Source organism: Thalassotalea sp. PS06, assembly GCF_007197775.1.
Taxonomy (GTDB): Bacteria; Pseudomonadota; Gammaproteobacteria; order Enterobacterales; family Alteromonadaceae; genus Thalassotalea_A.
This window is the reverse complement of sequence record NZ_CP041638.1, coordinates 3,419,421-3,444,478: the sequence shown is the minus strand read 5'-3', so window position 1 is coordinate 3,444,478 and position 25,058 is coordinate 3,419,421. Positions and strand designations below refer to the sequence as shown.

General features: G+C 45.0%; 21 protein-coding genes. 14 read left to right on the top strand and 7 right to left on the bottom strand.

Annotated features, from left to right (window positions below; translation table 11 throughout):
- Positions 1 to 4: 4 nt before the first annotated feature.
- The 3 genes from FNC98_RS15250 to cyaY are packed head-to-tail and all read right to left on the bottom strand — an operon-like array spanning position 5 to position 2,008.
- Positions 5 to 745: a uroporphyrinogen-III synthase gene (locus FNC98_RS15250; protein WP_144035134.1), complete on the bottom strand. Its 741-nt coding sequence runs from the start codon at positions 743 to 745 to the stop codon at positions 5 to 7.
- Positions 732 to 1,676 carry a hydroxymethylbilane synthase gene (gene hemC / locus FNC98_RS15245; RefSeq protein ID WP_144035133.1) on the bottom strand — a complete coding sequence of 315 codons (945 nt, stop codon included), beginning with the start codon at positions 1,674 to 1,676 and terminating at the stop codon, positions 732 to 734. The genes FNC98_RS15250 and hemC overlap by 14 nt, the downstream gene beginning before the upstream one ends.
- An 11-nt stretch (positions 1,677 to 1,687) precedes the next feature.
- Positions 1,688 to 2,008, bottom strand: a complete 321-nt coding sequence (cyaY, locus tag FNC98_RS15240; protein WP_144035132.1) for an iron donor protein CyaY — start codon at positions 2,006 to 2,008, stop codon at positions 1,688 to 1,690.
- A 179-nt stretch (positions 2,009 to 2,187) separates the two neighbouring features.
- On the opposite strand from cyaY, the gene lptM reads away from it, so the two are divergent.
- The 11 genes from lptM (at position 2,188) to uvrD (ending at position 15,651) form a co-directional block, all read left to right on the top strand.
- Positions 2,188 to 2,367 (top strand): LPS translocon maturation chaperone LptM, encoded by a 180-nt coding sequence (gene lptM / locus FNC98_RS15235; RefSeq protein ID WP_144035131.1) that lies wholly within the window; start codon positions 2,188 to 2,190, stop codon positions 2,365 to 2,367.
- Positions 2,368 to 2,410: 43 nt separating this feature from the next.
- The gene (lysA, locus tag FNC98_RS15230) at positions 2,411 to 3,664 is read left to right on the top strand and encodes a diaminopimelate decarboxylase (protein ID WP_144035130.1); all 1,254 of its coding nucleotides are present in this window, start codon (positions 2,411 to 2,413) and stop codon (positions 3,662 to 3,664) included.
- Positions 3,665 to 3,724: 60 nt separating this feature from the next.
- Positions 3,725 to 4,552, top strand: coding sequence for a diaminopimelate epimerase (gene dapF / locus FNC98_RS15225; protein WP_144035598.1), 828 nt, complete (start codon positions 3,725 to 3,727; stop codon positions 4,550 to 4,552).
- Positions 4,549 to 5,238, top strand: a complete 690-nt coding sequence (locus FNC98_RS15220; protein ID WP_144035129.1) for a DUF484 family protein — start codon at positions 4,549 to 4,551, stop codon at positions 5,236 to 5,238. Before dapF ends, FNC98_RS15220 begins: the two co-directional genes overlap by 4 nt.
- Positions 5,239 to 5,294: 56 nt before the next feature.
- Complete coding sequence (locus FNC98_RS15215; RefSeq protein ID WP_185968002.1) at positions 5,295 to 6,008, top strand: HAD-IA family hydrolase; 714 nt, start codon at positions 5,295 to 5,297, stop codon at positions 6,006 to 6,008.
- A 158-nt stretch (positions 6,009 to 6,166) separates the two neighbouring features.
- Positions 6,167 to 7,696 (top strand): S10 family peptidase, encoded by a 1,530-nt coding sequence (locus FNC98_RS15210; RefSeq protein ID WP_144035127.1) that lies wholly within the window; start codon positions 6,167 to 6,169, stop codon positions 7,694 to 7,696.
- Between the two features lie 522 nt (positions 7,697 to 8,218).
- Positions 8,219 to 9,652, top strand: coding sequence for a M16 family metallopeptidase (locus FNC98_RS15205; RefSeq protein WP_260680373.1), 1,434 nt, complete (start codon positions 8,219 to 8,221; stop codon positions 9,650 to 9,652).
- The gene (locus FNC98_RS15200) at positions 9,649 to 11,085 is read left to right on the top strand and encodes an insulinase family protein (protein WP_144035126.1); all 1,437 of its coding nucleotides are present in this window, start codon (positions 9,649 to 9,651) and stop codon (positions 11,083 to 11,085) included. Before FNC98_RS15205 ends, FNC98_RS15200 begins: the two co-directional genes overlap by 4 nt.
- Before the next feature lie 65 nt (positions 11,086 to 11,150).
- On the top strand, positions 11,151 to 11,645 hold the full coding sequence (locus FNC98_RS15195; RefSeq protein WP_144035125.1) for a hypothetical protein: 495 nt from the start codon (positions 11,151 to 11,153) through the stop codon (positions 11,643 to 11,645).
- Positions 11,646 to 11,792: 147 nt separating this feature from the next.
- Positions 11,793 to 12,083 (top strand): hypothetical protein, encoded by a 291-nt coding sequence (locus FNC98_RS15190; protein WP_144035124.1) that lies wholly within the window; start codon positions 11,793 to 11,795, stop codon positions 12,081 to 12,083.
- 1,393 nt (positions 12,084 to 13,476) lie between these two features.
- Positions 13,477 to 15,651 carry a DNA helicase II gene (uvrD, locus tag FNC98_RS15185; protein ID WP_144035596.1) on the top strand — a complete coding sequence of 725 codons (2,175 nt, stop codon included), beginning with the start codon at positions 13,477 to 13,479 and terminating at the stop codon, positions 15,649 to 15,651.
- 114 nt (positions 15,652 to 15,765) lie between these two features.
- Here uvrD and FNC98_RS15180 read toward each other — a convergent pair whose 3' ends face one another.
- Complete coding sequence (locus tag FNC98_RS15180) at positions 15,766 to 18,345, bottom strand: TonB-dependent receptor plug domain-containing protein (RefSeq protein ID WP_260680683.1); 2,580 nt, start codon at positions 18,343 to 18,345, stop codon at positions 15,766 to 15,768.
- 428 nt (positions 18,346 to 18,773) lie between these two features.
- Positions 18,774 to 19,676 carry an EamA family transporter RarD gene (gene rarD / locus FNC98_RS15175; protein WP_144035123.1) on the bottom strand — a complete coding sequence of 301 codons (903 nt, stop codon included), beginning with the start codon at positions 19,674 to 19,676 and terminating at the stop codon, positions 18,774 to 18,776.
- 153 nt (positions 19,677 to 19,829) lie between these two features.
- Between rarD and FNC98_RS15170 the strand changes: the two genes are divergently transcribed.
- A complete protein-coding gene (locus FNC98_RS15170) occupies positions 19,830 to 20,180 on the top strand; it encodes a hypothetical protein (protein ID WP_144035122.1) in 351 nt (116 codons plus the stop codon).
- Positions 20,181 to 20,486: 306 nt separating this feature from the next.
- Positions 20,487 to 20,909 carry a hypothetical protein gene (locus FNC98_RS15165; RefSeq protein ID WP_144035121.1) on the top strand — a complete coding sequence of 141 codons (423 nt, stop codon included), beginning with the start codon at positions 20,487 to 20,489 and terminating at the stop codon, positions 20,907 to 20,909.
- Between the two features lie 6 nt (positions 20,910 to 20,915).
- Here the strand turns inward: FNC98_RS15165 and FNC98_RS15160 are convergent, their stop codons facing one another.
- On the bottom strand, positions 20,916 to 21,371 hold the full coding sequence (locus FNC98_RS15160) for a thioesterase family protein (protein ID WP_144035120.1): 456 nt from the start codon (positions 21,369 to 21,371) through the stop codon (positions 20,916 to 20,918).
- Between the two features lie 702 nt (positions 21,372 to 22,073).
- On the opposite strand from FNC98_RS15160, the gene recQ reads away from it, so the two are divergent.
- The gene (gene recQ, locus FNC98_RS15155) at positions 22,074 to 23,882 is read left to right on the top strand and encodes a DNA helicase RecQ (RefSeq protein ID WP_260680372.1); all 1,809 of its coding nucleotides are present in this window, start codon (positions 22,074 to 22,076) and stop codon (positions 23,880 to 23,882) included.
- A 155-nt stretch (positions 23,883 to 24,037) separates the two neighbouring features.
- Here recQ and ubiA read toward each other — a convergent pair whose 3' ends face one another.
- Complete coding sequence (ubiA, locus tag FNC98_RS15150) at positions 24,038 to 24,925, bottom strand: 4-hydroxybenzoate octaprenyltransferase (RefSeq protein WP_409574558.1); 888 nt, start codon at positions 24,923 to 24,925, stop codon at positions 24,038 to 24,040.
- Between the last annotated feature and the right edge of the window lie 133 nt (positions 24,926 to 25,058).

Here is a 25,058-nt window from a genome sequence, read left to right as displayed (position 1 = left end):
TGCCCTATAAGTTTTTAAGGGCCTGGAAAATAAGTTGGTTACTGGCTCCACCAGCGTTTACCACCTTTTGCAGTTGGTAGTGTTTTGCTTTTTCCGCAATACGTTCACTGGCGACGATCCATTGCAATTGCTGCTTGAAATCCTCATCAGCTTTGGTGATGAGTTCAACCGCTTTATCAAGCAATGCCTCGCTGGTAACTACCATACAATTAATTTTAAGTTTTCGCCATTTTTCAATGAGTTGCTCTACATTAAAACTCTGCCATTGGCGGCGGTATACTTCATTATAGGCAACAATTGCCTGTCTTTGTCGTAGTGTTTGAGCCAAAAGCTCACGACCGCCATTGCCGCGAATAATCAGAACCTGCTGATTTTCGATATTCTGCAATTGCTGCAAAGCCAATAACCCTTCACTATCAAAGCGCTCCCCCATCAATATGGTTTGGTTTAGTGGCGATAAGGCGTCAGCGGTTGCCGGACCGACGGCATAGTAGTGACTGGTCTTTGGCCAGCTGCTTAAAGGGCATTGCTCAAGGGCAAAGCGTGCAGCAGCTTCACTGACAAAGATTATATGTTCAGGAGCGAGTTTTAATGCCTGAGACAAGGTTGGATTATCGGAATTTTCCTCATAGGTAAACAAAGGCTGAATTTCGATATGTTGGGCGAGGGGGGTTAATTCCCTCGCCAATGACTGGGATTTTTGTATGGGACGGGTGAGCAGAATATTAAGTTCAGTCTTGCTCATATAGCTCTTTAAGTATGGTTTTCGCGCCGCTTGCTAAAAGCGTATCAGCAAGAGCTTGGCCAAGTTTTTCAGCGTCCTGAATGTCACCTTGAATTTCCGCTTCAATCATTTCGCTGCCATCTGGACGACCAACCAGACCACGCAAATAAACCTGGTCATTATTGAGTGTCGCAAAACCGCCGATTGGAACCTGACAGCCGCCCTGTAATTGCGTATTCATTGCCCGTTCCGCCAATACGCGAATTCGGGTTTCCTGATGCTCTAGTGGTGCCAGTAAAGCTTTCACTCGTTTATCGTCGGTGCGACATTCTATGCCTACAGCGCCCTGACCGTTTGCTGGCAACATGATTTCAGGTTCAATGTACTGACGAATACGCTCGGGCATCTCCAGACGAATAAGACCTGCTGCGGCAAGAATAATGGCATCGTAGTCACCGTTATCCAGTTTCGCCAAACGAGTATTCACATTACCGCGAAGATCTTTAATGATTAAATCCGGACGCATGGCTTTTAACTGGCATTGACGACGTAAGCTGGAGGTTCCGACAATCGCGCCTTCTGGCAGTTCATCGATAGTCTGGTATTGATTAGATACAAACGCATCACGAGGATCTTCGCGCTCACAAATGATTTCCAATCCCAGGCCTTTTGGGAAGTCTACCGGTACATCTTTCATCGAATGCACGGCAATATCTGCGCGGCCTTCGAGCATCGCAACTTCCAACTCTTTTACGAATAAGCCTTTACCACCGACTTTCGCCAGTGGTGAATCAAGAATGATATCGCCTTTAGTGACCATAGGAAGTAATTCCACCGTCAATGTTGGGTGAAAGTGCTCAAGTCGAGCTTTTACATATTCTGCCTGCCACATTGCCAATGCACTTTTGCGGGTGGCAATGCGTAAAACTTGTTCAGACGCTAATTCTGTCATGGGAATTCCAATTACTCACCGGCTAAGGTGATTTGTGTTTCTGCCTGGGTGCTCACGGCCTGAGATAGAAATGACCAGAATTCATCACCAGAGCGTTTGTCACGCCATTGATCTTCGGTGAACTCAAAATGATGGCCGTTAAACTTAGTCGCAACCCAGATTTCGTGAAGAGGAGGCTGTTTGTTAATAATGATTTTCGAGCCATTAGGAAATGCCAGAGTCAGCAGACCACCAACACCTTCGTAATCAATATCCACTGGACAATCTTCAATCGCATCTTCGATGGCCAGCAGCATATCATCGGCCATTATATTGTATTGGCTGTCATTCATTTTTAACTATTCACCTATCACTGTGTTATTGAGCCACCAAAAATCTGAATAATTTCTCATTTTTGGAGGGCGAAAATTGTTGCTTGGGCTTGTATTTACCGCTATGCATGCGATTATAAAGCGACTAATCCATTATTGCGACATTAAACCTCTATCTTATCAATATTATGTTTAAGAAAATGCTGAATAAAAAATCGACTTTTGTTATCTTAACCGGCCTTGCGCTGCTCGTTGGCGGCTGTGGTCAGAAAGGGGCGTTATATCAAACCCCGAAAGATTCTCAGAACAATACTGAAAAGTCATCAACGCAATCGAAACCACAAGCCGAGAAGCAGACTAAAAAGCAAGAGCAACCCTAAGTTTTAACATCACGATTGGAAACGTTTTATTCAGGAATTAAACATGGACTTTTTTCAACGTCAGCAACAACATCTTTATGCCGAACAATGCCAGGTTTCACAATTGGCAAAGCAGTACGGTACGCCTCTTTACGTGTATTCAAAAGCGACGATTGAACGTCATTATCAGGCGTTTGCTGATGCCAATAAAAAAGCCGGTTTAGACCACCTGATCTGTTATGCAGTAAAAGCGAGTTCTAATTTAGGTATTTTGAACGTACTGGCACGTCAGGGCAGTGGCTTTGATATCGTTTCTGGTGGTGAGTTAGCCCGAGTATTGAAAGCTGGCGGTGATGCCAAAAAAGTGGTGTTTTCCGGTGTTGGTAAAACCAGCGACGAAATCCGTTATGCACTTGAGCAAGGTATTCATTGTTTTAATGTGGAATCGGAAGCGGAAATTGCCCGTATCCATGCCGTTGCAGAATCGATGCAGGTGAAAGCGCCTATTTCGTTGCGCGTTAACCCAGACGTTGATGCCGGGACCCATCCCTATATTTCAACCGGATTGAAAGACAATAAATTTGGAGTGCCCATTAAAGAGGCGCTGCGCATTTATCAATTAGCCGCTGAATTACCTTATTTAGATATTCAGGGCGTCGATTGTCATATCGGTTCGCAATTAACGGAAATTCAACCATTTATGGACGCATTAGATCGCGTCTTGTTATTGGTCGATGAATTGGCAGAAATTGGTATTAAGCTATCCCATATTGATGTTGGTGGTGGTTTAGGGGTCGCCTATCAGGGGGAGCAACCGCCAAGCCCGGAAAGTTACGTATCAGCGCTAGCGACGAAATTAAAAGGTCGTGATGTCAAAGTGGTTTATGAGCCAGGCCGCGCTATTATGGCCAATGCCGGTATCCTGGTTACCGAAGTTGAATTTCTGAAAACCAATGAAGACAAGCACTTTGCCATTATTGATGCGGCAATGAATGACTTGATTCGTCCGTCTCTATATCAGGCATGGCAGGAAATTGTCGAAGTCGAGCTGAATGACAATGTTGAAAAGAAAACCTTTGATGTCGTCGGCCCGGTTTGTGAAACCGGCGATTTTCTTGGTAAAGATAGAGAACTGGCCATTACAGCCGGTGATTTACTTGCGGTTCGCAGTGCTGGCGCATACGGTTTTACCATGAGCTCTAACTACAACTCTCGTCCTCGCGCGGCCGAAATCATGGTCGATGGCGATCAGAGCTTCGTGATTCGCGAACGGGAAACGTTTGCTGATTTAATCAAAGGCGAGCACTGTCTGCCTTAAATCCGCAATATTTTAAGGTCGCTATGAAAGGAACTGACGTTGAGACATAACAAACAAAACATGGTGAATTTTTCTAAGATGCATGGTCTGGGTAACGACTTCATGGTGTTAGATAACGTCACTCAAAACGTATTTCTTTCTAATGAGCAAATTCGGCAGTTTGCGGATCGAAATTTTGGCATAGGCTTTGACCAGCTATTGGTGGTTGAACCTCCTTATGATCCGGATCTGGATTTTCATTACCGGATATTTAATGCCGATGGTAGTGAGGTTAGCCAATGTGGTAACGGCGCCCGCTGTTTTGCCCGCTTCGTGCGAATGAAAGGCCTAACCAATAAAAACAAAATTAAGGTTTCCACCGCATCCGGGAAGATGACCCTGCATGTTGAGCGCGATGGCCTGATTACCGTAACTATGCCAGTGCCAAACCTGGAACCGGCGAAAATACCTTTTACTGCGCAAAAACAGGAAGGTACCTACATTATGCGTACTGACGATCAGACTGTGTTTTGCGGTGCTGTCTCGATGGGTAACCCCCACTGTGTATTGGAAGTGGATTCCGTAGCAGATGCGCCAGTCGATACCTTAGGCAAAGCACTGTCTTTGCATGAACGTTTTCCTGAACATGCCAATGTTGGCTTCATGGAAATCCAGTCACCGAAATACATTAAACTTCGTGTTTACGAGCGTGGCGCGGCGGAAACGCTGGCTTGTGGTAGTGGTGCCTGTGCGGCGGTTGTGGTTGGCATTATTCAGGAAAAGCTTGCTAATAATGTCACCGTAGAACTACCCGGTGGTAAGTTGAAAATATACTGGAAAGGTCCCGGTCACCCAGTGAAAATGACTGGACCTGCGAAACACGTATTTGATGGAACCTTATCGATATGAGCCAGAACCCAACGGAGTTTGATATTCAGCATCTGGATGATGAACTGGTACTTGAATATCTGCAGTCGGATCAGGAATTTTTTAGTCGCCACCCGCAGCTATTAACAACCCTGCAACTACAGGATAATCGCCGCGGCACAATCTCGTTAGTTGAACGGCAACAGCAACTATTGCGAGATAAGGTGAATCTGCTGGAAGAAGAAATTACCCAGTTACTGACAGTCGCCAATCAAAATGACCGGCTGCTAACCATATTCAACGATCTGTATCTGAATTTAATCGCTTGCGATAGTTTCCCTGTGTTTTGCGATTATTTACAGGAAACGACCAAGCGCTTATTGGAATTAAGTGATGTGCGTCTGGTATTGCATCATGGCAACGATGCCCTTGACCACCCTATCCTGATTGACACGATTCCTGCAGTACAGTTTGCCAACCGATTCGGCAAAGAAAACTACTATTTTGGGCGCTTAACGGCGGCCGAACAATCGTTATTGTTCCCGAATGAAGAAACCGGATCCAGTTGCCTGGTAAGGCTTCAGCACGATGGTGAAGATATCGGATTTATCGCCTTTTTTGCTAAAGATGTTGAACATTTTTATCCGGGTATCGATACTCTGTTGCTCGAACAATTTCGTCACTTAGTTGCTAAACTATTAGTGACGAAATTTCTGACCGCGAATTAATCCTGATTCACTGAGCAACCACTGAGTAATAACTGAGCAACCACTGAGCAATCATTGTGCGATTCTATCGACGCTTAAAACCGTTTAAAGCCTTGAGTTTTGATCTGGATGATACCCTTTATGATAATCATCCGGTGATCACCCGTGCAGAAGCTGCTCTGAAGCAGCATTTGCAGACCCTGATACCAGCAACTCAGGAAGTGACTGCAAACTTCTGGTGGCAACAACGCAGATATTGTTTGCAACAGAACCCGGCTTTATCCCACGATGTAACTGCACTTAGGCTAGCGACATTAACGTTAGGTTTGGTCAAGTTAGGTTATGAAGAGGCTGAAGCAAAGCAAAAAGCGGAGAATGCTTTCGCGTTTTTTCTAAGGCACAGAAACAATCTTACCGTTTCTGATGAGGTTATTAAGCTGCTGGAAAACCTTGCTGAGAAATTCCCTCTGGTTGCCATATCCAATGGTAATGTCAGCGTCGATGATATCGGTATTCGCCACTGTTTTGTCGATACCTATTTTGCCGGCAATGGCAATTTACAAAAGCCAGAAAATGATATGTTTCATCAGGCCTGCGAGTTTATCAACATTACACCTTCGCAATTGCTTCACGTTGGCGATTGTACCCATGCCGATATTTTTGGCGCAATGCGAGCTGGGTGTCAGACTGCCTGGGTGAATAATCAAAGCTTCGCTATTGTGAAAAAGCCATTAAAAACCCTGCCTACAATGCAGTTAGATAAAGTCGAGCAATTACAAACTTTCCTGTAAGTATCTCTGGTTATTGTTGTTGGTAATACCCTGGCGATAAATTTCACTCGAATATTGTCAATTATCCTTTCAAAACGGCAATTCAACACACAACGCTGGTATTAATTAAAAAATCGTGATTACACTTAGGGTCATCTTTCATTAAGTTAATAATAGTTATGCGTTTACCTTCTTTATTGCTGGCAATTGTCAGCCTTGCAGTTGCTATCCCCGCTTCCGCTTATGTATCAAAAACCTCGTCGACGTTACCTCGTGCTCAGCAAGCCGATCATCAGGTGGTCACTAAACATGAAACCAAGATAAATGGTGAGCGAGTTAAGTACACAGCGACAACCGGTACCCAGCCGCTTTGGAACGAGCAGGACGAAAAGATTGCCGCCATCCATTACACCTACTACAAGCGTAGCGATGTAAAAAATTCAGGTACTCGCCCGCTTTTGATTTCTTTTAATGGTGGCCCGGGTTCGGCTTCGGTCTGGATGCATATCGCTTATACAGGTCCAAAAGTTATCCATATCGATGATGAGGGTTATCCATTACAACCTTATGGGGTGAAAACTAATCCTTATTCGGTACTTGATGTTGCCGATATCGTTTTCGTAAACCCGGTAAATACTGGCTACTCACGAATGCTAAAAGACAAAGACGGAAAATTGCCGAGCAAAGATCAGCAGCAAAAAATGTTCTTTGGTGTTAACGCAGACGTGAAATATCTTGCCGAGTGGTTAAATACCTTTGTGACTCGCAACGAGCGCTGGCGCTCTCCTAAGTTTTTAATCGGTGAGAGTTATGGCACGACTCGTGTCTCGGCATTGTCTTTAGCGCTTCAGAATCAGCAGTGGATGTACTTAAACGGTGTGGTTCTGGTATCTCCGACTGACATTGGCATCGAGCGTGACGGTCCGGTAAAAGCTGCAAACCGTTTACCTTATTTCGCCGCAACCGCCTGGTATCACAAAGCCTTGAGCGAAGATTTGCAGGCGATGGATCTACTGGAAGTATTAGAACTTGCAGAGAACTATGCGATTAATGATTATCTGCCAGCATTGGCTCAGGGCGCATTTTTAAATGCTGATAAGCGCTCTGAAGTAGCAGAAAAAGTGGCGTATTTTTCCGGCTTAAGCAAGCAACAGGTATTACAGAATAACCTGGATATCGATACTGCCTATTTCTGGAAAATGGTGTTAAATGATCGCGGTCAAACCGTTGGTCGTCTGGATTCCCGTTACTTAGGTATTGATAAGAAAGAATCTGGTGCACGCCCGGATTACTGGCCTGAACTAACTTCATGGTTGCACTCATTTACGCCAGCGATTAACTACTACTTTAGTGAAGAGTTAAACTATAAGACTGACGTTAAATACAATATGTTCGGCCCGGTTCATCCTTGGGATCGCAGCAATAATAACGCCGGTGAAAACCTGCGTTTAGCGATGGCACAAAACCCTTATCTGAATGTGATGATTCAAAGCGGCTACTATGACGGTGCCACCAATTATTTCGACGGTAAATATAATATGTGGCAGCTGGACCCAAGCGGTAAGATGCGTGACCGTTTAAGCTTTAAAGGCTACCGCTCTGGTCACATGATGTATCTGCGTCATGAAGATTTAAAACTTTCCAATGAAGATTTACGGGAATTTATCCTGGAGTCGATTCCTGCGGCTGATGAAGCGGCGAAATACTAACGAGGAAATCTTATTGTTGTCAGATTTCCGAGAGACAGACGAATGTCGAGAGAGAAAACCTTATCGTTAACAGGTTTTCGGGTGACAGACTTCGTCGGTGGATAAATGCTCCCGATGTCGCATTTTGGAAGACAGTTAACGCGGTTATGGCCATGGTCACTGACAACAAAGGCTTCATATTTTTAATTAACGGTGCTTCGGCACCGTTTTTTGTTTTTGACGTAGGCCGTTATTGAAAATAACAAGCTTGTGGCGATAGTACGCGTTGCGGTGGTCAACTCAATTAAGGAGGAGTTGTAATTCCATAACCATCTGTTTTTAATGCTTTAATTAATTTTTATAAGTAAGTAATATGGTGTACTTCTTTGCAGGAGTTTTCATGGATTATTAAAGGGAATTGCAATGAATATCAGTGCCAATCTGTCATCATACACTTACTTTTCACCACTGCTGTTGCCACACCATTGACTCTCGGAGTCACTAAAAACAGAATCGAATTGACGAGCTTATTAGGAGTTTAACGTGAGCTTAATTAGCAAAGGACCGCTACTGGCTGTGGCACTATCCATGTCTGGAACCTTGTCGGCGCAAGAGCATACCGCTGCATCTTTAGCGCAGATGGCACAGCCTCTTTATGATTGGGAAGCAAAGATACAATATCGCACTTTGGCTAACGGCTTGCAGTTGCGCTTGTTGTCGTTACCCGATTCGCAGAGTGTTTCCATCGCTAGCCAGTTTGAAGTTGGATCACGGGATGAAGGTTCCAACGAGCGAGGTTATGCGCACTTATTTGAGCATATGCTGTTTAAAGGCAGTGAGCACGCACCGGGTGATACCTATATACAAACCATTGGTGCTTATGCAGGACGTTTTAATGCCACAACGTCATTTGATTACACCAACTATTTCCTGACCTTGCCAGCAGAAGCGTTGGAATTAGGGCTGGTGTTGGATGCAGATCGCTTTCAACGACCGGTGCTGACTGACGCAAGTGTGAGCAGCGAAATCGACACAGTACTGCAGGAGATGGCACAAACAGTTGATATGCAACCCTATGTGCGCTCAGCTATGGAACACTTACTTGCACTCGTGGCGGGAACCCCATATGGTCACCCTGTGATTGGTGTACGAGAAGATCTGTTGGCCGCTACCCCGGATAGCCTTACCGAGTTTCATCGCCAGCATTACCGCCCTGAGAGCATGCAACTCAGTCTGGTGGGGGCGCTGCAAACGGATACCTTAACCATAGTGGAACGTGAGTTTGCTTCCTGGAACAACGATACGCCAGCGCCGCTTAGAGACGATCAACCCCTTACCATCGAACGTGGTGATTATCATGATTCAATTACCGATGCCCGCGGTCCCTGGCCAGTGTTATTACTTGGCTGGCATACGGTACCCAGCAATCACCCGGATGCAGCAGCCATCACTTTACTGGAGCGTTACCTGGTGCAAGATTATGCCAGCCTGATACAGCAGACTCGGTTGTCTGATCCTGATCAACTGCTGGCATATTCCATATCTCAGAGTCTGGAATTGCATGGTGTGACCGCTATAGCGCTAGTGCCGCGCGCTCGAGCGTCATTGGATCGTCTGGCGACTAACGTAAAAGTGTTGATAGACGATATGGCGCAAGCACCAATAGATGAAACACAGCTTAATCAACTCAAGAATAACTGGCTACAAGGGCAACTTAGTCGTCTGAATGACCCTCAGAATTTAGCTATTTTTCTATCAGCCACCTCAAAGCAGGACGCTTTGACACCTTTAACGGGTCCCTGGGCTCGGATTGAAAAGGTGACGCCAGAGCAAATTCAACGAGTTGCCCAGGAATATTTTATGGCTGGGACTTTGCGGCTGGACTTACAGCCGCCCTGGTACACACGCTGGGGTAAGCATGTCCTCGAGTGGTTGCCCGACTCCTGGGCCGATAGTTTGGAGGCCAAAATCCTATGAAGACTTTGAAGACTTTGAAGACTTTGAAGACTCGTTTGATTACCGCGTTATTGGTCGCGTTGAGCTTAGGGCTAAGTGGTTGCCAACACACAAACATTAATTTTACTGAGGTACAGGCTCCAACCTTACCTGAGTTTAAACCTAACAACCTGCCTGAAGTGGCTCCACTGGCGCCAACATTAGTGCCTAACCCTGAGGTTACAATGCTTGCCTCCGGTCACCCCTGGCATCGTTTTGCGGCAAACAATGATGGTCAGCAGCAATGGGTTTTGGTTGGACTTAGCCCGAATAAACCTTTAAATGAGAAGGCGCTGATATCCGAGCTAATTCTTCTTCGCGAGTTAGCCTTGCAAGCTGAAGGAGCTATGCCTTGTGGCGATGGTATGCAGACGCGTTTGACTCTGCACAGCATAAAGTTGAGCATGAATTGCCCAACTTCTGTTCCCCCTCAAGAGATTATCGCTAGTTTATTGGGTTTTTTGCGGGCAGAGGGGTATGCCGATTTAGATCTTCGCGAAGTGCAGCGCCGGCAAGGGCTTCAACGTCAGTTTGAGGCTGTATCTGGCAGCGAAATTGATCGGGTTTGGGAAAAAACTGTGCTAGGGGAACATCACCCTTATTTGACTAGCCAAGAGGATCCTGAACTTATTAAAGGACTGGATCAAACGGTTGTGGCACAACTTCTGGAAGAACTGGTGGCAGAGAATCAATGGTTATTGATTAGCTATGGTGGTTCGGAAGAAACTCAGGTGCTGGCAGATGCCATGTCATGGTTGCCGAAGCCGCAGCAACAATCCACGAGCACAGTTATGAGTGAACCTGAATCTGATGGTGGAGAAATCTTGTTAATCGATGCACCGGGTGCCGTGCAGACTCAGGTACGAATCGGCTATCGGTTACTACAAGGTGAAACGCCAAGTACAGAGGCTTGCCGGAGTTTTGCCAGTTGGCTAGGGAGAGGTTTTAGCGGTCGCTTGTATTACGATCTTCGGGTCGTTAGAGGTCTGACTTATGGGGTTCATGGATACTGTGCGAACGAACCTCTTTCGACAACTTTGCAGTTTTATGCCAATACCGGCGTTGAGCATACCGGCGCATTCGTCAAAGGTGTGTTGGATCATCTGGAACTGGCGCGGCAGTTACCGATGCCAGAGGCCGAGTTTGATACATTGAAGCAATATCTTCAAAGTCAGGAACGTCTTCTCTATGCTTCAGCCTATTTAGCTCAACGGACGTATGTGCAGGATTTACTCAACAAGAAAATTCCCCTTAGCCAGTGGTTGGCGGCGCAGAGCCCGAATAGTCTGCAAGACGAAGCTCAAGCATTGTTTTCCCGTAAACCGGTAATCGTATTGCGCGGTGATCGCTCGGTGATTCTATCGGATTTGCAGGAGAAATTGCCAGATTGGCCGATACGTGAAGTCAGCCTGTGATGGAACCATGGCAAGCTCATTGATTTTATTAATCTCTGTTCTGATAACAAAGTGGTAATCATGGAATGATGAAAATAAAAAAAACGACTGCCCTAGTTATGCTAGGAATGGCAGTTTACATTTCAATATTGAATATCTTTTTGATTGAAAAGTCACTCACATCCGGATTTTATTATCTCGTTTGGTGGGCCGCAATGGCGGTAGTTTTAGGTGTAGGGCAAGAAGGCTCGTTGCATGAATCACCATGGGAAATGAGCGAATATCCACTTCTATTTAATCATTTCAGTTTGCTACTTCTTTCAATATCGACTGTGCTTTACGACTTATCTGGTGATAATTTACTGCAAAATCGTTTGAGTGGTCTGATATTAATTATATCTTCTATTCCAGTAGTTCTTTTGATTAATATGGGTGCACTCCTTCAAGAAAAAGAAGAAGTGAAAAATTACTGCCGGAACCACCCCTGGCGTTTCAGGTTTTCTTTAATTATGGGGGCAGTATTCTTTCTGGCCGGTAGCATGTCTTTAATTGCTGGAGAGTGGCCATGGAATTTATTTTAATTGGTTCTGAGTCTTGTTATCGGCTGGTTTAAATTTGTGCACATTGTTTGGGGCAGCGTAAACCGGTAAATTAACAATGTGACTAGGGACCGTGATGAGCGAACGACAGTCATTCAGCGCAAGTAGTTATTGCCAGCAAAGGAAAGTATGGATTTAATTTTAGCTAATTTGATTGTGATTTTTTTCTATGTCGTATTCATCACAATTGTTGAGAAAAGTAATGTTATTTCAGCTAAAGAAAATACGCTGAAAGCTATTGGTATTGTTGGCATGGTTTTGCTCACTCTATTAGTTAGTAGCGTGTTATTTGCGTTGCTAATTGGTTGGCTGCTTCCAGAGTTTTATCCCAAAGTTTTCTTTTACAAAGCGCTGTTTGTTTGTATGTTTTTATTCATATATTGGCCGTGTAAAATGTTCAACGCACATGTTAAAGCCTGAACTAAAATGACGGCTTTGAGCGATTTAGAGTCAGTGAACCTCTCACTTTCTTTTTATTATGCGCCGTCATCCCACTATGTCTTTGAGTGGGATCTCATGTGGCGTACTGTGGTTTCATTTATTTCAACTTTTCAAAAAGGTAAGTAAACAAATCTCTGGAAGTCGAAGGGAGATCCCAGCCAACATCATGCTGGGATGACGGAGTATAAAAACGAAATTGCGTATGACTCTGGCTGGCACACTAGAGACATTCGGCCCTAGCTAAGATTCCCGGTAGTATCAGGGAATGACTCTAGGGTTTTGCTTTTTACTCGAAGCGACGTTGTTTGTCGCGTACCCGGAACAATCTTTGATTGTGTACTCGAAGTGGCGCTTTCTGCCACGCTCTCGGAGTATCGTTTGCGATACGTACTCAGGGAGTTTTAACTCCCGCTTGTGGCACACTAGAGTCATTCAGCCACTTTGAAATACCATCCCGAAAAACGAGATTACGGCCTACGCCGCAAAGACGAATTTAAACCTTTTCGACAGCGTCTTCACAGAAAATTGCTCCTGCATTTTCTGCATATAAGCCATCCATGGCCAAAACAGAAAATTGCTCCTGCATTTTCTGCATATAAGCCATCCATGGCCAAAACAGAAAATTGCTCCTGCATTTTCTGCATATAAGCCATCCATGGCCAAAACCGACGCAGTCCTCTTCTAAAGAAAGTGGTAACTTCAGCTATTGACTCAAGGTTTTTGCTTTTCACTCGAAGCGACGTTTTTTGTCGCGTACCCGGAACAATCTTTGATTGTGTACCCGAAGTGACGTTTTCCGTCACGTACCCGGAGCATCGCTCACGATGCGTACTAAGGGAGTTGTAACTCCCGCTTGTTGCACACTAGAGCCATTCAGCCATTCAGCCATTTTAGAGTTTTAGCGCGAAGAGCAAGATTACGGCCTACGCCGCAATGACGAAGTTCGAACTTTCGACAGCGTCTTCACAGAAAATTGCTCCTGCATTTTCTGCATACAAGCCATCCATGACTAAAACCGACAACGTCCTCAGCGATGAAATCTTCACCCAGTGAAAAGCTAATTTCAGTTCCCGACAAATTCTGCATACCAACGTCCATGTTCGCTACTCGAAACAGCGTGTACTCGGAGCTGATGACATCAGCGTGCTAGGAACAATCTTTGATTGTGTACTCGAAGTGACGTTTTCCGTCACGTACTCGAAGCATCGCCTGCGATACGTTCCAAGAACAATTGATCGGCGATCAATTGTTCTGTGTTTATATACAGTAGTTAAAATACTGGTATACTGTCCCTCATTATTAATCCCACACCTCATGCTTTTCCATGAGAGCGGATACACGCATTAATCAGCTTGCAGGCAAAAAATTCACTATGGATGTTTCTGAATTACTCGATTCGTTAAATGATAAACAACGGGAAGCAGTAGCGGCCCCGGCACAGAATATGTTGGTTCTGGCTGGCGCTGGTAGTGGTAAAACCCGGGTTCTGGTGCATCGAATTGCCTGGTTAATGCGAGTCGAGAATGTCTCTCCCCATAGTATTTTGGCGGTAACTTTTACCAACAAAGCAGCGGCGGAAATGCGTGCCAGGGTTGAGCAAGCGGTGGGTAGTAATATTCATGGTATGTGGATAGGTACCTTCCATGGTCTTGCCCATCGATTATTGCGCATGCATTTTCAGGAAGCCAAGTTGCCGCAAAGTTTTCAGGTGCTCGATTCCGATGACCAGCTGCGTCTGTTAAAACGGGTGATTCGTTCAATGCAGCTGGATGAGAAGAAATGGCCAGCAAAGCAGGCGATGTGGTACATCAATGGCAAAAAGGATGAAGGCCTACGTCCTAAACATATCGATGCTCAATACGATCCTACCGAAGAAACTTTTAAAAAGATTTATCAAATTTATCAGGACACCTGTGACCGCGCAGGCCTGGTAGATTTTGCTGAGCTGTTATTGCGTGCCCATGAATTATGGCTCAACAATCCAGTGCTTCTTGAGCACTATCAACGCCGGTTCTCACGCATTTTGGTGGACGAATTTCAGGATACCAATGCCATTCAATATGCCTGGTTAAACTTGCTGGGTCGCGAGCACGGTAATGTGATGATTGTTGGCGATGATGATCAGTCCATTTACGGCTGGCGTGGTGCCAAGATTGAAAATATTCAGCGTTTTTTACGAGATTTTGATGGCGCTGAAACCATTCGTCTTGAGCAAAATTATCGTTCTACTGGCAATATACTTAATGCTGCCAATGCTTTGATTAGCAATAACAATAATCGCCTTGGTAAAGATCTCTGGACAAAAGATTCAGACGGTGAAGCAATCTCTGTTTATACCGCCTTTAATGATTTGGATGAGTCACGCTTTGTCAGTAGCCGTATCAAACAATGGCTGGACGAAGGTAATAGTCTCGATGATGTGGCTATCTTGTATCGCTCTAATGCCCAGTCACGTTTGCTCGAGGAAGCGTTACTGCAGGCGCAGTTGCCCTATCGCATCTATGGTGGTTTACGATTCTTCGAACGTCAGGAAATTAAAGACGCGTTGGCATATATGCGATTGATGAATAATCGTAATGATGATGCGTCATTTGAGCGAATTATTAATACCCCAGCCCGAGGCATAGGTAACCAAACCCTTTCGTTAGTTCGGGATGCCGCCAGAAGCCATGGCTCGACTTTATGGGAAGCCTGTATTCGCATGATCGAAGGCGAGCAACTTTCAGCTCGTCCGGCCAAATCGATTAAAGCGTTTATCGATTTAGTCGATCAGTTAGAAGATGACACTTTAAACCTCAACCTCGACCAGCAAGCCAATCATGTGATTCAACACTCAGGTTTGAAAGCCATGTATCAAGCGGAAAAAGGTGAACGCGCTGCGGCTCGAATTGAGAACTTAAATGAATTGGTAACCGCATGTCAGACGTTTGAAGTAGATCCGGAAGTGGAAGATGAAATGACGCCACTGACGGCATTTCTAACTCATGCATCATTGGAAGCGGGTGAATCTCAGGCTGATGAATATGAAGCAGCAGTGCAGTTAATGACCTTGCATTCCGCCAAAGGTCTGGAGTTCCCTCTGGTATTTATGGTGGGTATGGAAGAAGGCATGTTCCCATCACAACAATCCGGTGATGATATCTCGCGATTGGAAGAAGAACGTCGCCTTTGTTATGTGGGGATGACCCGTGCCATGGAAAAACTGTATTTGTGTCACGCCGAATCCCGTCGTTTATACGGACAGGAAAAATACCATCGTCCGAGTCGATTCCTACGGGAAATTCCAGACCAGTACCTGGAAGAAATCCGGATGAAAAATCAGGCCGCAAAGCCGAAAACCACAGGTCGATTCTCGAATACGATTTCTCTGGAAACCTTTGCTGATTCCGGGTTTAAACTCGGGCAGCAGGTTCGTCATGCGAAATTTGGCGACGGTGTAGTGCTGAACTTTGAAGGTAGTGGAGCGCAAGGTCGCGTGCAGGTTAATTTCGCTGACCACGGCAGCAAGTGGTTGATGGTGGAGTTTGCGAATTTGGAAGCAATTTAGAATTTTAAATTTCGAATTTAAAATTCAGACGGCAGACGGCAGACGGCAGAAATATGATTTGAACCTATTGCTAAGTGTTAAGAAAAGAATGGGGAGCGTTGCTCCCCATTTTTATTAGAAGGAGTATTTCGCCTGTAAGTAAGCGAAGCGTCCCTGACCACTATGAACGTTTACAACAAAGCCCATAAAGTCATGATAGGTGAACGGCGGCTCTTCATTGAATAGATTCGTCGCACCTAAAGTCAGTACCGTATTTTTAATACCATAGAAGTTAATCGCAGTATCAACTGTGGTAAATGAATCGATATTTGGCATACCATCAGCTTGTACTGCAGCATCCTGTTCAAATTCATCGATATAGTTGATGGCGACATTTACGCCAAGGTTTTCATCAAAGCCAACCCAGTCAGCCGAAGCCGTCCAACGGAATTCTGGTTGCTCGAAATCACCTACTTCTGTGTCAATACGTTGACCACCCATACCATCCGGGCGACGATCTTCGTACTCAAGCACATAGTTGAGGATATAAGCGAGTTTGATATCACCAAAACCGGTTTCAAGATCCCAACGGAAATCTAAATCGATACCCGAAGTGTCTAAGTCACCAATGTTTTGGAATGAATCAAAAATCGTGACTACTTCACCCGGATCGCCAGGAATGTTCGAAGGTAAACGTTCAACAACATTTGGATCATCACCAAAGTTAGAGAATACGAACTGAGTATCGGAATCGATAATATCTTCGATTTCGTAGTTGTAGTAATCCAGCGAGAAGTTGATGTTGTCGGTAATGTTGTAAATTACACCAAGGTTATAAGATGTAGACTCTTCAGGTCCCAGATCTGGGTTACCTTCAAACACCGCGGTGTATTCCTGAGGCTCACAAGCCTTATTGATGTTACCTACTGCGGCACAACGAATATCATCTACCAGGTTTGGAGATTCATCGGTACGGCCAAGACCAATCTGGTGCAGTGATGGTGCTCTGAACGCGGTACCGTATGAGCCACGGAAGCTCAGGTTATCGGTCGGTGTCCAAAGGAATGATACTTTCGGATCGGTAGTCGTACCAAAATCACTGTAGTCTTCGTATCGAAGTGCGAATTGCAATTCTAAACTGTCGAAAACCGGGACAATCAATTCACCAAAAATTGAGGTGTTATCGCGGCTGGCATTGGCTTGAGTTGCCTCGGTACCAAAAACATTGCCACGTAAGAACTGATCATCTGGGTTATCACTGATCGATTGCTCGCGATACTCAGCACCCAAACCTAGCATTAAATCACCTGCTGGTAGGGAAAATACCGGACCAGAGATTTTCGCATCAATAGATTTGTTGGTTGATTTACCGGTACGAGTGGTAAATGTCTCGATAAAAGCCAGCGCTTCTTCGGTATTGGTTGATGGTTCAAATGGATTCCAAAGTTCGGTATCAATGGCTTGTTGAATACGCTCGGAATTCGGGAAACCGTCCACACCCATTTCCGTGGATTCACTTTTGATATAGCTATATGCCGCTTCCCAGTTCCATTCTCCGATATCACCACGAGCACCTAAAATTACCCGGTAGTAATCACTATCAACATTCTTCTGACGGTTACCGATATCAACGGTACGACGACGCATGGTCAGATCCTGTTGGTAATAAAGAGAGCTCGGATCATCGGCGAACGGATGATTGGCATTATCACCTGACATGAACAATTCATTAAATGAAGGAGAGCCTGCACCGCGAACAATAGATTTAGAGTTCTGGCCGTTTAGCTCAGCAAAGGCTTCGATTGAGTCGCTAACTTCATATTTACCCATGTAGTTATAGCTGAATCGTTCGGTTGCCGGGAACATCGACATATGTGGCGCATAGTCGTAACGACACAAGTTGTTTGCTGCATCAATATCTTCTGGCGCACAGACGTCATTACCAAAGGTGTCCGGAACTCGTACCGTCGGGTCAGAGGCTAGTGCAATCGTACCCGGGATACCGGAAGATGAACGAAAATCTGTTGCAAATGGATCGTTTGGTCGAGCCGCAGCCTGGTTTGCTGACTTGGAGTAATCACGGTCTGCATAAAGGACTTCTTCGCGCTTGAAGTAGTCTAAGACAAATGTGTGGCTGCTTTTTTCGCCAGTACTACCCCAGACAAGGCTGACGTTTTGCTCTTCACCGCCGCCATCGGCAGTATCACCGTATTTAACGCTGACTTCGGCACCGTCCATGTCATCACGAAGAATGATATTGATTACACCGGCGATAGCGTCAGAACCATAGGTTGCTGATGCACCATCTTTCAGAATATCAACACGTTTGATCGCTGAAAGCGGAATATTATTGATATCGACGAACGCCGTATCGATGGATTTCGCGAATGGACTCACTGAAACACGACGTCCATTTACCAGGATCAGAGTAGAATCTGCACCCAGTCCTCGCAATGAAACACTAGAACCACCATTTGCCGTATCATCGGAACTATTCGCCTGAGTTGAGAATGTTCCCTGGCCTGAGATAGGTAGCTTGGCGAATAGACCGATCAAATCTGTTACGCCTGATTTTGAAATGTCTTCAGAAGAAAGGCTGGTTACGGGGGAAGGGCCTTCCATATCGGTTCGTTTAATATGAGAACCGGTTACTTCAATACGTTCGATGTCTTCTTCTTCCGCGGCATTCGCTGCCAGAGAAGGAATTGCCAACATCGCCGTACCGGCTAACATGGTTATGGTTCGTTGTAGTAATGTTCGTTTAAACATTTTCCCTGATCCTTTTTATTCTTAGTGATGCAATTATTCGATAATTGCGTTTGGCTCTTAGCTATGTTGGTAGCGATAAAAGCAACTAAAACAGTTAAGAACGCGCTAGCTTTCGAGACAACAATGACCAATTTCTGGAGATTGTTCTGTCAACTCGTAGGATGAAAATTCGTCTGAATAAAGTACGAAAGATCATCAAGCCGATGACTAGTATTAGCAGATCAGAATCTAGGTTTAAAGTGATATAAATTAACTTAAATAGCTAAAATGTAAGTAAAAATTTCCTATTGTTACATTTTTACTGGGCTCTGCGGCAGTTTTCGTTATTGGTTTTTTTAGTATTTGAAAACCGAATAAGAGCCCATCTCAGATGTCTAAGAAAGTGTCTTTTTATTGGCGCGGTGTTTTCGGTAAGAGTCGAGGCTGTAAATCACCAGAGCCGACCAGATAAATGCGAAGGTGATAAGTTTTTCAAACACTAATGGCTCGTGATAAACGCTGATGGCGATGATGAACATGATGCTTGGGCCGATATACTGGAAGAACCCTAGTGTGGCTAAGGTTAGCCGTTTTGCAGCTCCGGTGAAAAATAGTAGCGGCGCTGTGGTTACCAGCCCTGCCGCAATTAACAGCAGATTCAGATTGGTGTCATTTTCCATCAGATTACTGGTAGGCGTGTCTAAAAACAGCATCCAGTAAATCAGGGCCGCAGGCATTAACCAGGCGGATTCAATAAATAGCCCGGAGACAGAATCAACCATAAGCTTTTTACGCAGTAATCCATAGATACCGAAAGAGGCTGCCAAAGCAAGGGCAATGTAAGGAATCGTACCCAGGCTAACTAATTGGATCAGTACGCCAACAAAGGCAAGTAAGACGGCGATTCCCTGCCATTTCGAAAGTCTTTCGCCGAGAAATATCATTCCCAAAGCAACATTGAGTAACGGGTTGATGTAATACCCCAGGCTGGCTTCAAGAATATGGTTATTATTTACTGCCCAGATAAAAATCAACCAGTTGGTGGCGAGAATAACCGCGGTAATTCCCAGCCATATCATGGTTTTGGGTTGCTGAATCACCGCTTTCATTTTTGGCCAATTACCCATGGCGAGGATAATTGCTATCAGCAGCACAAAGGACCATACCACCCGATGCATCAAAATTTCGGTGGCAGGCACCTGTTGCAACAATTTGAAGTAGATTGGTGCTAACCCCCAAATGGTGTAAGCACAGATAGCATTGATAACGCCTGATTTGGTTTGATCTTGTTGTGGCATAAGGAAAAAACAGCGAGCTAAACAGGCGGCGATTTTACCACAGGCGCAGGTGGCTGCGAAACCACAAAGCTAACTTGGCTTGCAATTAGATTCAGGGTTACTAGGCTTAATTTAGTGAGCTTTTTCCCCGCATTCCCTCAAGCTGGAGGTATTATGGCAAATTGCAATCAACCCCATGTCGAACACTCCCATCAGCATGGCAAAGGCTGTGGTCACACAGCTATCAAACATGGTGATCATGTAGATTACATTCACGATGGTCATCTACATTGCCCACATGGCGATCATTACGACGAACACACTTTAGATGTCAGTGACAAAAACCCTGATGGTTGCCATCCTATGGAATGTGAGTGCGGGCCTGATCATGTCCACGGTCCTGGCTGTGGCCACGAAGCGGTTCCCCATGGTGATCATATCGACTATGTGGTCAATGGGCGTCTGCATCATGTACACAATGGTCATTGCGATGATCATGGCCCAGTAGAGATATTACACTCTTAAGCCCTGGTAACTGAGCCTCAACTCATGGGGCTCAGCATTAAATTTCTACACATGTATATGTAATCCCATACACCCTTCTTCATTACCATTTTTGATACTACCCTGACTCACTTCAGCTTTCGGTTGAGGGTTGAGAGCGTCTTTATTACGGCTCCTAGAGATAGGGCATAAGTAGGTCCGGTAACTAAAGAGGAAGCAGAAGTGTTTAAAGAAATGGTGCTTGTTCAGGGGGCAACAGGGGTTGTGTTCAATGCCCGAGTAGATATGATAAATGTCAGTTAGGATAACTTGGCGGCAGAAAATTTTATGACGGAAAAAACAACCTTAAGACTCTTGCTCACTATGGTTTGGATAAACCTGATTGCCGCCGTCTTCTCCAACATTGTCTTTACCGACACCCTGCCGCAACCATTGCAGTTGTATCTGATCGAGCAAGACCGCCAGGAACTTAACCTGGTAGAAATGATTTCGGCGCTATCGGTACTATTGGCGATGATAATCGCAACCATTGGCGTATGGATTTTTAAACCCTGGGGTCGAACGCTCTGGCTGCTGACGATTATTGCCGGCTACCTGATCCCACCCTATCTGACGCCCACACTATACAATGGCATCGAAAGTTATTTCATGGACTTTACGATGATGCTCGATGGAGCCATTTTGGCCATGCTGTATTTGAGCAGCGCCAGATCATTGTTTGATCGGAACGAAACAAATTCTCTTGAATAATCGGCGTTACCCGACGATATAAGTTCCGGTGCCAAAGGCTATATGAGTACCTTTTTCGTTGTGCAGCTCCATCCGAGCCACGGCCACTTTACTGCCCTTACGGATAATTCTTGCCGTTGCAATAAACTGCTCGCCTCGCCCCGGTCTCAAAAAATCGGTGCGCAAATCTATGGTGCTCATTCGCGAAAGCTTTTCATGAATTATTGATTCTTTCATCTCAGGCAAATTATCAATAATGTTGGCCGCGGCCACCACTCCACCGACCATATCTAAGACCGATGCAATAACGCCGCCATGGAGTATTTTCTGAACGGGATTACCCATCAATTCATTTTTCCATTGGAACTGAATTTCTGATTCCTGTGGATCCATTTTAATGATGTTGAAACCGAGTAGTTGATTAAAGGGAATATGGGCGTTCCAAAGCTGAGTAACTTGCTCCAGTACCTGGGTCTTTTCCATTGAGAAACCTTTTGAATGATGAGAATCCTGACACATTTTATAACGGTCAGGTTAATTAAAAAAACTAAAGCCCTTGTTGTCACCGAAAATTGCTCCTCGATAACTGCTCCTCGATAACTGCTCCTCGATAACTGCTCCTGCGTTATTCTACCTACATACATCCGTGTATTAGTGCGTTATTCTACCTACATACATCCGTGTATTAGTGCGTTATTCTAACTACATACTTCCATGTATTAGTGCATTTTCGGCATACCGACCATCCATGGTCATAACCGCGTCAGCTGTCACAGAAAAATTGCTCCTCGATAACTGCTCCTCGATAACTGCTCCTCGATAACTGCTCCTGCGTTATTCTACCTACATACATCCGTGTATTAGTGCGTTATTCTACCTACATACATCCGTGTATTAGTGCGTTATTCTACCTACATACATCCGTGTATTAGTGCGTTATTCTAACTACATACTTCCATGTATTAGTGCATTTTCTGCATATAGGCCTTCCCTGGCCAAAACCTGAAAACCTGTCAACGACTAGGTTTTCTATCCGACGCAGTCTCCCTCGACAGCAGAAACAGTGCGTTAGTAGTGTTTCAGACTTATGTAATTTCAATAGCTTAAAGATTTCCCGATAAATGTCTATGGAGAAGCCTGCGCTCTGGGGTAAAATGCCAAAAAAATAAATCAGAAATATAAAACTTGTCCACCGCTAATACCATTCAGCAAGCCCCGGATTTACTGCACTCATTGAAACATCATTTTGGTTATGAGCAATTTCGCTCGGGCCAAAAACAGGTGATTGAGCAACTGATGGAACAACGGGATTGTCTGGTGTTAATGCCTACCGGCGGTGGTAAATCATTATGTTATCAACTGCCGGCAACCTTGATGCCGGGGCTAACCGTGGTCGTTTCCCCGTTAATCGCATTGATGAAAGACCAGGTAGATGGTTTATTGCGTCAGGGCATCAGCGCCGCTTATGTGAATGGCACTATGGATACCGCGGATATTAATCAGACCATGCAAAGGGTAGGACGGGGTGAAGTTCGGATTCTTTATGTGGCTCCGGAGCGTTTGTTATCGCACTATTTTCTGCAAAGTCTGACGCAAATGCAGATCAGTTTTTTCGCCATCGATGAAGCTCACTGTATTTCCCAGTGGGGACATGATTTTCGACCCTCTTATACGCAATTAGGTCGCCTGAAAGAGTACTTTCCCTATACGCCAATTATGGCACTAACGGCTACCGCGGATGTGACCACCCGAAAAGACATATTGCAGCAACTGAACCTACAAAATCCGTTTGTATTATTGGATAGTTTTGACCGACCCAATATTCGTTATACCTTAACGGAAAAGTACAATGGCCAACGGCAATTGCTGGATTATCTTCGAGACAACAGTGAAGACAGTGGCATTATTTACTGTAACTCTCGCTGGCAGGTGGACAAACTCACCAAAGAATTGGCAGAAAAAGGTGTCAATTGTGCCGCATACCATGCTGGTATGGACGCCGATATCCGTAATGTCGTTCAGGATGGGTTTACCAAAGACAATATCCGTATTGTGATTGCCACCATTGCCTTTGGTCTTGGTATTAACAAACCGAATATACGGTTTGTGGTGCACTATGAGTTGCCTCGCTCGCTCGAATCCTATTATCAGGAAACCGGCCGGGCGGGTCGTGATGGATTAGAAGCGGAAGCGTTGCTTTTATATGATCATCAGGATATAGATCGTATTAAAAAGCGTATAAATGATAGTGATAATGAGCAGCGAGCGGCGGTTGAGTTACAGCGCTTTAGTGCCATGGCAGGTTTTGCCGAAGCGCAGACCTGTCGGCGTCAGGTACTATTAAACTATTTTGCCGAGTATACTCATGCTGGATGCGGAAACTGTGATATCTGCCTGGACCCGCCAAGCCGTTATGAAGCGACAGTTGATGCTCAGAAAGTTTTATCCTGTGTTTATCGAATCAACCAGGTTGGTGATATCCACTATGTCATCGATGTGCTGCGCGGCCGCGATACCGATAAACTGAAAAAAGCCGGGCATACGGCGGTCAGTACCTTTGGTATTGGTCAGGATAAAACCCGCGGCTATTGGTTTTCGGTAATCCGCCAACTCATTCATCTTGGATTATTACAGCAGGACATTGAGCAACAATCGGCATTGCAGTTAACCGAAGCTTCACGGCCCATTCTTAGTGCCAAAGAACCCTTGATGCTGGCGCGACCACGATTACAACATGCCAGTTACTGGCAACAAAATAAACCGAAAAATCAATATGATAAAGGGCTGTTTCGAAAACTTCGAGAGCTTCGTAAAGTGCTCGCCGATCAAGAGGATATCGCCCCATTTATCGTCTTTAACGATGCATCACTGATGGAAATGGCACGGTTAAAGCCCACCAACAGCAATGAGTTTTTAAGTATCTCTGGCGTCGGTGATACTAAGCTACACCGCTATGGCAAAGCATTCATGGATCTTATTAAAGAGTTTGAATAGAGATAATCATAGTAGATATCTTTGAACGCTTTTTTCGAAATCGTAAAATGGTTTGCGTGCTCACCGGCATATTGCTGCTCATTGCATTTATCATCGCGTTGGTCCCAACCAATTGCGCCAATTAGTTCTAAGCCTTTTTCTCTGTAGTTTGACGCTTAGTAAAACTCGTGGTATTGCAATAAGATACCAACCAGCATAAACATCAGACCGTGATGATTATCAAGGAAGGCGCGAAAACATTTGTCGCGATTACGGGTTTTAATTAACTGCTGTTGATGGATAAAAGAAGCCGCGGTGAAAGCCACAGATACGTAATAGAACATATTAAACTGCAATCTCAACCCGACCCAGATTAACAATATGAGAACGACTAACTGCATCAGGGCAATGATTAGCTTGTCGAAACGCCCAAACAGCACGGCTGTGGATTTAACGCCAATTTTTATATCATCATCTCTGTCTACCATGGCATACATAGTGTCATAGGCAACTGTCCATACTAAATTTGCAGCAAACAGTAACCAGGCTTCCAGCGGAATGTAACCTCGAATTTCCATAAACGCCATGATCATGCCCCAGCTAAAAGCAGCGCCTAATACGACTTGTGGAAAGTGGGTGTAGCGCTTCATAAAGGGATAGCTGCTGGCCAATAGTAATGCTACGACAGATAAGGCGATGGTTTGCCAAGACAGGGTAAGTACCAAAGCAAAGGCAATGGCGATAAGCAGGAAAAACAGATTTTTCGCCTGTTGTTCGCTCATTAAGCCTGACACCAATGGCCGCTGACTGGTACGCTTCACTTTGCCATCGACGTTGCGATCGGCATAATCGTTGATTACACAGCCGGCGCTGCGCATGATAAATACACCTAAGGTGAACACGATAAAATAATGCCAACCGGGAAACTCTTCAGCAGCAACCCAAAGCGCCCAAAGGGTAGGCCACATCAGCAGATAAGTACCAATGGGCTTATCCATGCGGGTGATTTGCTTTATGCCTTCAAAAGAGCCAAACCAGTTTGTTACCACGTCTACTAATCTCACTTTGTTGTTATTTATCTGCTGTACGCGCCAGTAAAGTTTTGATGCGCTTACATACGTATGAGCCGGGAGTTTTCCTTCCTAAAGTGGGGAATAATGATAAACTTGCCGCCTTTTACACCAATATAGATTGCCG

Coding starts and splice junctions, on each gene's coding strand:
- FNC98_RS15220 (WP_144035129.1), top strand. CDS start 4,549: ATGAGCCAGAACCCAACGGAGTTTGATATTCAGCATCTGGATGATGAA.
- FNC98_RS15250 (WP_144035134.1), bottom strand. CDS start 745: ATGAGCAAGACTGAACTTAATATTCTGCTCACCCGTCCCATACAAAAA.
- dapF (WP_144035598.1), top strand. CDS start 3,725: ATGGTGAATTTTTCTAAGATGCATGGTCTGGGTAACGACTTCATGGTG.
- lptM (WP_144035131.1), top strand. CDS start 2,188: ATGCTGAATAAAAAATCGACTTTTGTTATCTTAACCGGCCTTGCGCTG.
- cyaY (WP_144035132.1), bottom strand. CDS start 2,008: ATGAATGACAGCCAATACAATATAATGGCCGATGATATGCTGCTGGCC.
- FNC98_RS15190 (WP_144035124.1), top strand. CDS start 11,793: ATGGATTTAATTTTAGCTAATTTGATTGTGATTTTTTTCTATGTCGTA.
- hemC (WP_144035133.1), bottom strand. CDS start 1,676: ATGACAGAATTAGCGTCTGAACAAGTTTTACGCATTGCCACCCGCAAA.
- FNC98_RS15180 (WP_260680683.1), bottom strand. CDS start 18,345: ATGTTGGCAATTCCTTCTCTGGCAGCGAATGCCGCGGAAGAAGAAGAC.
- FNC98_RS15170 (WP_144035122.1), top strand. CDS start 19,830: ATGGCAAATTGCAATCAACCCCATGTCGAACACTCCCATCAGCATGGC.
- uvrD (WP_144035596.1), top strand. CDS start 13,477: ATGGATGTTTCTGAATTACTCGATTCGTTAAATGATAAACAACGGGAA.
- rarD (WP_144035123.1), bottom strand. CDS start 19,676: ATGCCACAACAAGATCAAACCAAATCAGGCGTTATCAATGCTATCTGT.
- FNC98_RS15210 (WP_144035127.1), top strand. CDS start 6,167: ATGCGTTTACCTTCTTTATTGCTGGCAATTGTCAGCCTTGCAGTTGCT.
- FNC98_RS15160 (WP_144035120.1), bottom strand. CDS start 21,371: ATGGAAAAGACCCAGGTACTGGAGCAAGTTACTCAGCTTTGGAACGCC.
- lysA (WP_144035130.1), top strand. CDS start 2,411: ATGGACTTTTTTCAACGTCAGCAACAACATCTTTATGCCGAACAATGC.
- FNC98_RS15195 (WP_144035125.1), top strand. CDS start 11,151: ATGATGAAAATAAAAAAAACGACTGCCCTAGTTATGCTAGGAATGGCA.
- FNC98_RS15200 (WP_144035126.1), top strand. CDS start 9,649: ATGAAGACTTTGAAGACTTTGAAGACTTTGAAGACTCGTTTGATTACC.
- FNC98_RS15165 (WP_144035121.1), top strand. CDS start 20,487: ATGACGGAAAAAACAACCTTAAGACTCTTGCTCACTATGGTTTGGATA.